This window comes from Microvirga sesbaniae, assembly GCF_025460805.1.
GTDB lineage: Bacteria > Pseudomonadota > Alphaproteobacteria > Rhizobiales > Beijerinckiaceae > Microvirga > Microvirga sesbaniae.
Window position 1 is genome coordinate 20,951 of record NZ_JAMXFJ010000052.1, and the last position, 7,556, is coordinate 28,506.

Annotated in this window: 8 protein-coding genes; 6 read left to right on the forward strand and 2 right to left on the reverse strand. The window is 66.6% G+C overall.

Annotated elements, in window-relative coordinates; translation table 11 throughout:
• Positions 1-4: 4 nt before the first annotated feature.
• Positions 5-472 (reverse strand): 5' nucleotidase, NT5C type, encoded by a 468-nt coding sequence (locus OCW50_RS30105; protein ID WP_262273019.1) that lies wholly within the window; start codon positions 470-472, stop codon positions 5-7.
• Between the two features lie 272 nt (positions 473-744).
• Here OCW50_RS30105 and OCW50_RS30110 point away from each other — a divergent pair, with 272 nt between their 5' ends.
• Both OCW50_RS30110 and ftsH read left to right on the forward strand, forming a co-directional pair.
• On the forward strand, positions 745-1,020 hold the full coding sequence (locus OCW50_RS30110; RefSeq protein WP_262300117.1) for a GNAT family N-acetyltransferase: 276 nt from the start codon (positions 745-747) through the stop codon (positions 1,018-1,020).
• Positions 1,021-1,136: 116 nt separating this feature from the next.
• The gene (gene ftsH, locus OCW50_RS30115) at positions 1,137-2,909 is read left to right on the forward strand and encodes an ATP-dependent zinc metalloprotease FtsH (RefSeq protein ID WP_262300118.1); all 1,773 of its coding nucleotides are present in this window, start codon (positions 1,137-1,139) and stop codon (positions 2,907-2,909) included.
• A gap of 85 nt (positions 2,910-2,994) precedes the next feature.
• Here ftsH and OCW50_RS30120 read toward each other — a convergent pair whose 3' ends face one another.
• A complete protein-coding gene (locus tag OCW50_RS30120; protein ID WP_262300119.1) occupies positions 2,995-4,560 on the reverse strand; it encodes a sensor histidine kinase in 1,566 nt (521 codons plus the stop codon).
• Between the two features lie 169 nt (positions 4,561-4,729).
• Between OCW50_RS30120 and OCW50_RS30125 the strand changes: the two genes are divergently transcribed.
• The 4 genes from OCW50_RS30125 to OCW50_RS30140 form a co-directional block, all read left to right on the forward strand.
• Positions 4,730-4,855 carry a hypothetical protein gene (locus OCW50_RS30125; RefSeq protein ID WP_262300120.1) on the forward strand — a complete coding sequence of 42 codons (126 nt, stop codon included), beginning with the start codon at positions 4,730-4,732 and terminating at the stop codon, positions 4,853-4,855.
• A 31-nt stretch (positions 4,856-4,886) separates the two neighbouring features.
• Positions 4,887-5,564 (forward strand): HAD-IA family hydrolase, encoded by a 678-nt coding sequence (locus OCW50_RS30130; protein WP_262300121.1) that lies wholly within the window; start codon positions 4,887-4,889, stop codon positions 5,562-5,564.
• 10 nt (positions 5,565-5,574) lie between these two features.
• Positions 5,575-6,366 carry an ATP12 family chaperone protein gene (locus OCW50_RS30135; protein WP_373371536.1) on the forward strand — a complete coding sequence of 264 codons (792 nt, stop codon included), beginning with the start codon at positions 5,575-5,577 and terminating at the stop codon, positions 6,364-6,366.
• Positions 6,367-6,489: 123 nt separating this feature from the next.
• A partial coding sequence (locus OCW50_RS30140; RefSeq protein ID WP_262300123.1) for an acyl-CoA carboxylase subunit beta occupies positions 6,490-7,556 on the forward strand: 1,067 nt, incomplete at its 3' end.

The following is a 7,556-nucleotide window of genomic DNA, read 5'->3' on the forward strand; positions in this document are numbered from 1 at the left end:
GCGCTCAGAGGAAGCCGTGCTCCCGCAGCAGCCTGATCGAGGCCGCCGCATTCCGATGGTGGATGAAGAGGCCGCCTGCTCCTTCCCAGAGATGACGGTACTTCTCCCGGTCGTCGACCAGCGCGTCGCCAGGATGGCAATGTTCGCGCTTCAGGGCGGCCGTGGTGGTGATCACCTTGGTTCGCGGAAAGTGTCGCTCGGCCCAGCGCCGCTTCTGCGGCTCGGCCCAGTTCCCGCGCGGCAATCCGGTCAGGATCACCGGGTCGAGGTGGCGGACCGCATCGAACAGCTCCATGGCGTCGGGAAGAGGCTCGAGGGTGTCGAAGAAATCCGGTGTCGCGGCAAGGTCCGACCAGAAGCGCCTCAGTCCGAACCGGCGTTCGTACTCGCCCGGCGGCATGCCGAAGATCCGGGCCGCGCCCTTGTCGAAATCGGCCAGCACGCCGTCACAATCCAGGAACACCGTCGGCATGCCGTCCGTCTCCCCAACGTCCTCCTTCGAAACCGGCCGTCGCCGGGCATTGTTCCCGCTTCGAGCCCTAGAGCCTCGGACGTGAAAAGTGGACACCACTTTTGGGATTCACCCGAGGCTCCCTCTCTTGACCGGCGCATCGGATGAGGCGGACCCAGCGGGTCGCTGATGCGGCCCTCTGGGTCCGTCCGATGCGCTAGCTTGGCCGCCCGAGGAACGCCACCCGGGGGACCACGTTGGTCTCTGACAGGGTTCACACCATGGGTTGAAGCATGAGCAGCAATGTTCGCGACAATGCCGACCGGCGTCGGTTCGAGCTGGAGCGCAACGGCCATATCGCCTTCGCCAACTACGAGAGGCGCGGGTCCGATCTCGTGATCCGCCATGTGGAGGCCGCCATCCCCCTGCGGGGCACCGGAGCCGCGGGCGAACTGATGCGCGGGGTCGCCGAAATCGCCCGTTCCGAGGGCCGGACGATCACGCCTCTCTGCGGCTATGCCTGGGCCTGGATCCGCCGGCACAAGGAATACAGCGACCTCCTGAATTGAGGCGGATCCTCCCCGTTCGGTGGGTGTGCCCATTCGCCGTACTGCGATCTGCGTCAAAATAGACTAAACAGCGGCACCTCCAAAAAACTTCCTATCGCGCTATGGGGGCGCCGCCTGTGACCAACGTTATCGAAAAAGCCAGAAGGGTTCTGGCCAAGAAGAGCGTGGCCGTTTCTGCCGCCATCCTGGCCCTGGTCGTTGCGGCCGCCGTGTTCATCGGTCCTCGCCTGCTGGTCGAGCCGCCGGAGGAAATCTCCTATTCAGAGTTCACCCGGGATCTCGCGAACAAGCGGGTCCAGAAGGTTCTGATCGAGAGCGGCGGGCTCTCCGTCGCGATGACGGACCGGGATGTCTTCGTCCGCATGCCGAACGGTCTCGTGAGCGCCGACTACATCGAGCGGGTCACGGCTTCGGGCGCGGAGGTCGATTTCAAGAAGCCCGGCTTCGACGCGGCCCACCTGGCCAGCATCCTGGTGCCGCTGGTTCTCGTGGCGGCGGTGCTCGCCATGCTGGCGATCCAGACCGATTTCAAGCCGACCTCGCGCTGGCCTCGCGTGATCCGGAGCCTGCCCAATCGCTTCGACGACGTGGCCGGTCAGGAAGAGGCCAAGGCCGAGCTGCAGGAGGTGATCGCCTTCCTGCGCGATTCGGAGGCTTTCACGAAGGTGGGGGCCCGCATCCCGCGTGGCCTGCTGATGGTCGGTCCGCCTGGAACGGGCAAGACCCTCATCGCCAAGGCCCTGGCCGGAGAGGCCGGCGTCTCGTTCATGGCCGTGTCGGGCAGCGACTTCTCCGCCCCCCTCATCGGGATTGCCAAGGGACGCGTCTCCAAGCTGTTCGAGCAGGCCCGCAAGAAAGCCCCCTGCCTGATCTTCATCGACGAGATCGACGCCATCGGCCGCAAGCGCGGCGGTGGCGGATCGGCGGCGGACCGGGAGTTCGAGGCGACGCTGAACCAGCTCCTCGTGGAGATGGACGGTTTCAACACCACGGCCGGCGTGATCGTCATCGGGGCGACGAACCGGGTCGACGTGCTCGATCCGGCGCTCCTGCGTCCCGGCCGGTTCGACCGTCAGGTCCATATCGGCCTGCCCGATGTTTCCGGCCGTGAGGCGATCCTCGGCGTGCATGCCCGCACCATCAAGCTCGCGGCCGGCGTCAGCCTCGCCTCCGTGGCCAAGGGAACGCCCGGCTTCTCGGGAGCCGACCTGGGCAACCTCCTGAACGAAGCCGCGATCTTCGCCGCTCGCGCAGGCGTCGAGGAGGTCACGCGGGATCATCTGGAGGCGGCCCGCAACAAGATCATCATGGGGCTCGAGCGCCGCTCCCTCGTGATCTCCGACGAGGAGCGCAGGCTGGTGGCCGTCCATGAAGCCGGCCATGCTCTCTGCGCCTGCCTGCTGCCGGCCTCCGACAAGGTGCACAGCGCCACCATCATCCCGCACGGCCAGGCGCTCGGGCTCGTGATGCGGCTTCCCGATCATGACCGGTTCTGCATTCCGGTGGAGAAGCTCGAGGCGGATCTCATCGTCGCCATGGGCGGCCGCGCGGCCGAGGAAGTCGTGTTCGGAGCCAAAAAGGTCACGACGGGAGCTGCCAGCGACATCGCCCACGCCACGAACATCGTGACCAAGATGGTCACCGAATGGGGCATGAGCCCGGCGATCGGTATGGTCCGCGTCGCCCGCTCCGGCGACAGCCTTCCCCGTGAGGTCGAGCAGGAAATCCGCCGCATCATCGACGAGATGTACGCGGCCGCCAGGACCTGCATCGAGGACAACCGCGACGCGCTCGATGCCCTGACCGAAGCTCTTCTGGAGCATGAGACGATCGAAGGCGACGAGGTCCGCGAGATCGTCGCCAAGCAGGACACGAGGCTGGCCGCCTGACGGGAGCATCGATCCCATCCTGAAGCGGCGCATCGTTCGGGGCGGACCCAGCGGGCCGCGCCAGGCGCCCGTCCTGACTGGCCATTCATCCCGACGCGCGGGCGGCGTCCTGTCTCATGGCGCCGTCCTGCTTCATGGCGCCGTCTTCCTGGAGCGGCGCATGGATCGTGCAGACGACCCCCGTCGGCGCGAAGGTTATGGCGACATCGCCATGAAGCTCCTGGGCAAGGCTGCGCTCGATCAGCCGCGTGCCGAAACCCCGTCGGCTCGGTTCGACGACACGGGGACCGTCCGTTTCCCTCCAGGTCAGCTCCAGCCTCGTCCCGTCGGACTGCTTCTTCAGCGCCCAGCTGATCGAGATGCGTCCCGCCGCATTGGACAGGGCCCCGTATTTGACCGCATTGGTGCCGAGCTCCTGGAGCGCCATGGCCATCGCGAGAGCGATCCGGGGCGGCAGGCGCACGTCCTGCCCATTCAGATCGAACCGGCCGTGCCCATCGGCCTGAAACGGCGCGATGGCTTCCCCGACGACCTCGCGCAGGTAGGCCCCGTCCCAGTTCTCGCGGGTCAGCACGTCATGGGCGCGGGAGAGGGCGAACAGCCGTCCCTCGACCGCGTCGCGGGCCTCGCTCGCGGTCTGCGCGTTGCGCAAGCTCTGCGACGCGATGGACTGCACGGTCGCCAGGGTGTTCTTCACCCGGTGATTGAGCTCGTTGATGAGGAGCTGCTGGTGCTCCTCGGCTTTCTTCATCTCGGTCACGTCGAGCGCGACACCGAGGGTCCTGGCCGGGATGCCGTCCTTGAAATCCTGCATTTCCGCCCGGAGCAGCAGCCAGTGCGGGGAACCGTCCGGCCACATGATCCGCAGTTCCGTCTCCATGTGCCGGTCCCCACGGGCCATCGCCTCCCGGGCGAAGGCATGCAGGCGTTCGCGCTCGCCAGGGCAGTAGCGCGCTCTGAGTTCCTCGGTCGTCAGGACCGCGTCCGGCGGAAGGCCGAACAGCCGCTTGAGCTCCGGTGACGCGGTCACCGAATCCGTTGCGCTTTCCACCTCCCAGACGGCCATTCGCCCCGCATCGATGGCGAGACGCAGACGGGCCTCGCTCTCGGCCAGGGCCGCCTGCGAGCGCTTCATCTCGGAGAGATCGGCGGCGAGCACGTAGAAGCCGATGACCCGGCCGCCCTCGTCGAAGTCGGGGATGTAGTCGGACTTGACGTAGCGCATGCCCGTGCGAAAGGGCGCCCACCATTCGTGACCCGTCCGCTCCCCGGCGAGGACGGCCTCGATATAGGGTCTGGTCCGTTCATAGGCCGCAAACCCGACGGCCTCCCACAGGTGAAGGCCGTACAGGCTCTCAGGCGTGCGTCCGATCCAGGTCTCGTACGCCCGGTTGTTGAAGCGGTACCGTTGATCGGAATCGACATAGGCCACCAGGGCCGGAAGGTGATCCGCGATCTGTCGGAGCTTCCGTTCGCTGACATGAAGCGGCCAGTCGCTGTTCCCGGCGGAAGGGCCACGAGCCGGCTCGGCACGATGCCGGGCCGGGGGCGTGTCGTTCTGCAGCCGCGCCCGCAGCTCACGGTTTTCACGCTCCAGTTCAGCGAGCCTGTGCAGCAGAGCGTCCTGGTCCATGGGCCCGACTGTTATCATCTACTCTTCTTGGCCCATTGTGCGCATGAAACCAATGCTACTCATGGTCAAGGCCGGAAGATAGAACGGCAACCGGAAAAAACTCTGGACTTCCCGGATCGTTCCCTCAAACGCTTTCTGGCAGCGGCACCGATTATTAAATATGGTGCCGGCCACAAGGGGGCTTTCCATGACACGTATCCTTCGTATCGCGGCCGTGATCGGTGTCGGCCTGCTCGCCACGGCCTGCGACAAGTGCGGCAACTGGAACATGAACACGCCGCACTTCTGCCACGCGGACAAGCCGCAGACCTGACCTCCTCGCCAGTTCGAACCGGACACGACCCTTGAAGCTCGTTCTCTTCGATGTCGACGGCACGCTGATCGACAGCCAGGACATCATCGTCAAGGCTCAGCGCATGGCCTTCGCGGCCCTCGGGCTGGAGCCGCCGAGCCGGGAACGCTCGCTCTCCATCGTGGGGCTGTCCCTGGTGGAGGCCTTCACGGTCCTGGTCGGATCCAAGGGGCCCGTGGGAGGATTGGTGGAGGCCTACAAGGACGCTTTCCATACCCTGCGCCAGGACCCGGCGCATGCGGAACCGCTCTTCCCCGGCGTCGACCGTTGCCTGAGATGGCTCCGGAGCCGCGAGGACGCGGTGCTCGGGATCGCCACCGGAAAATCCCGGCGTGGCGTCGCCCATCTGCTCGAGCGAGAGGGCTGGCACGCGGTCTTCTCCGTGATCCAGACTGCCGACGATGCGCCCTCCAAGCCTCATCCGGGCATGATCCTTCAGGCGATGCGGGAGGCGGGGTCCGAACCCCATGAGACCGTGATGGTGGGTGATTCGAGCTTCGACATGGCCATGGCGCGGGCGGCCGGCGTGCTGCCGGTGGGCGTGTCCTGGGGCTTCCAGCCGGTGGCCGCCCTGGCCGAGGCGGGAGCCGGACCCATCGTCCATTCCTTTCAGGAACTCGAGACGGCTCTCCAGGAATTCCTGGACGCTCCCTCGCAGATTTCGGCCTGAACCCCATCTTATGCCCATGACTGATCCACGCGACTGGTTCCCGTCGGACGAGGAACCCAACCCCATGCGGGCCGCCCAGGCCGGCATGAAACCCACCTTGCCGAAGCGCTTCTACAAGGAGGCCGGCGTCGAGGAGCGGGACGACCTGTTCCACCTGACCCTCGATGGGCGCACGGCCAAGACGCCGGGCAAGCAGCCCCTGGCCGTCCCGACCCGCGCGCTGGCCGAAGCGATCGCCGCGGAATGGCAGGGGCAGGGGGACGAGATCGACCCTTCCACCATGCCCATCACCCGTATCGTCAACTCGGCCATCGACGGGGTGGCGCCGCGGCACACGGAGGTCGTCGACGATCTCGTGCGCTATGCCGGGTCCGACCTTGTCTTTTACCGCGCGGGCGAGCCCGAGCGCCTCGCCAAGGCGCAGGACGAAGCCTGGAGCCCGGTTCTCGATTGGGCCCGGGACGCCCACGGCGCCCGCTTCACCCTGGGCGAGGGCGTCATGCACGTGGCTCAGCCGGACGAGGCCGTCGCGGCGATTCGCGGCGCCGTCGAGCGGATCCGGTCTCCCTTCGCGCTCGCCGCCCTGCATGTGATGACCACGCTCTCCGGGTCGGTGCTGATCGCTCTCGCCCACGCCGCGCGGCAGCTGGACCTGGATCGGGCCTGGGCCGCCGCGCATGTGGACGAACTCTACCAGGAGAGCGTCTGGGGCGAGGATCACGATGCGATGGAGCGGCGCCGCCGGCGCGAGGCCGATTTCAGGGCCGCCTCCACGGTCTACCGGCTCGCGACGCCGTCCTAGCGCGACGGCTCTCCGGGGCAATCCTGTGAAACGACCCCGGGCCCAAGCCGATAGTGGGATTTTGACCTCCGCATGGCTGTGCTAAGCGGAGAGGAACTTTCCCCCGGCATCCAGGGACTTCCGATGAAAGACATGCTTGAACGGCTTGAGGAGCGGCGCGCGCAGGCACGCCTGGGCGGCGGCGAAAAGCGCATCGAGGCGCAGCACGGCCGAGGCAAGCTGACCGCCCGCGAGCGCATCGAGCTGCTGCTCGACAAGGGCTCCTTCGAGGAGTTCGACATGTTCGTCGAGCATCGCTCCACCGATTTCGGCATGGAGAAGGTGAAGATCCCCGGCGACGGCGTCGTGACCGGCTGGGGCACCGTCAACGGGCGTACCGTCTTCGTCTTCGCCAAGGACTTCACGGTGTTCGGCGGGTCCCTCTCGGAGGCCCACGCCCAGAAGATCATCAAGATCCAGGACATGGCGCTCAAGATGCGCGCGCCCATCGTCGGCCTGTTCGATGCGGGCGGCGCCCGCATCCAGGAAGGCGTGGCGGCCCTCGGTGGCTATGGCGAGGTGTTCAAGCGCAACGTGATCGCCTCCGGGGTGATCCCGCAGATCTCGGTCATCATGGGGCCCTGCGCCGGCGGCGACGTCTATTCGCCCGCCATGACTGACTTCATCTTCATGGTGCGCGACCGCTCCTACATGTTCGTCACCGGCCCCGACGTGGTGAAGACCGTCACCAACGAGACCGTGACCTCGGAGGAGCTCGGCGGCGCCAAGGTGCACACCACCAAGTCCTCGGTGGCGGACGGCGCCTACGACAACGACGTCGAGGCGCTTCTGCAGGTGCGCCGCCTCATCGATTTCCTGCCCGCCAGCAACCAGGACGGCGTGCCGGAGATCCCGAGCTTCGATGATCCCAACCGCACCGACGACAGCCTCGACACCCTGATCCCGGACAACCCGAACAAGCCCTACGACATGAAGGAGCTGATCCTGAAGGTCGTGGACGAGGGCGACTTCTTCGAGATCCAGGAATCCTTCGCCCGGAACATGATCACTGGCTTCGGCCGCGTGGAAGGGCGCACCGTGGGCTTCGTGGCCAACCAGCCGATGGTGCTGGCGGGCGTGCTCGACTCCGATGCCTCGCGCAAGGCCGCGCGCTTCGTGCGCTTCTGCGACGCCTTCAACATCCCGATCGT

Excerpts from the sequence above, each read along its gene's own strand:
- OCW50_RS30105 (WP_262273019.1), bottom strand. The coding sequence starts at position 472 with ATGCCGACGGTGTTCCTGGATTGTGACGGCGTGCTGGCCGATTTCGAC.
- OCW50_RS30110 (WP_262300117.1), top strand. The coding sequence starts at position 745 with ATGAGCAGCAATGTTCGCGACAATGCCGACCGGCGTCGGTTCGAGCTG.
- OCW50_RS30120 (WP_262300119.1), bottom strand. The coding sequence starts at position 4,560 with ATGATAACAGTCGGGCCCATGGACCAGGACGCTCTGCTGCACAGGCTC.
- OCW50_RS30125 (WP_262300120.1), top strand. The coding sequence starts at position 4,730 with ATGACACGTATCCTTCGTATCGCGGCCGTGATCGGTGTCGGCCTGCTC.
- OCW50_RS30135 (WP_373371536.1), top strand. The coding sequence starts at position 5,575 with ATGCCCATGACTGATCCACGCGACTGGTTCCCGTCGGACGAGGAACCC.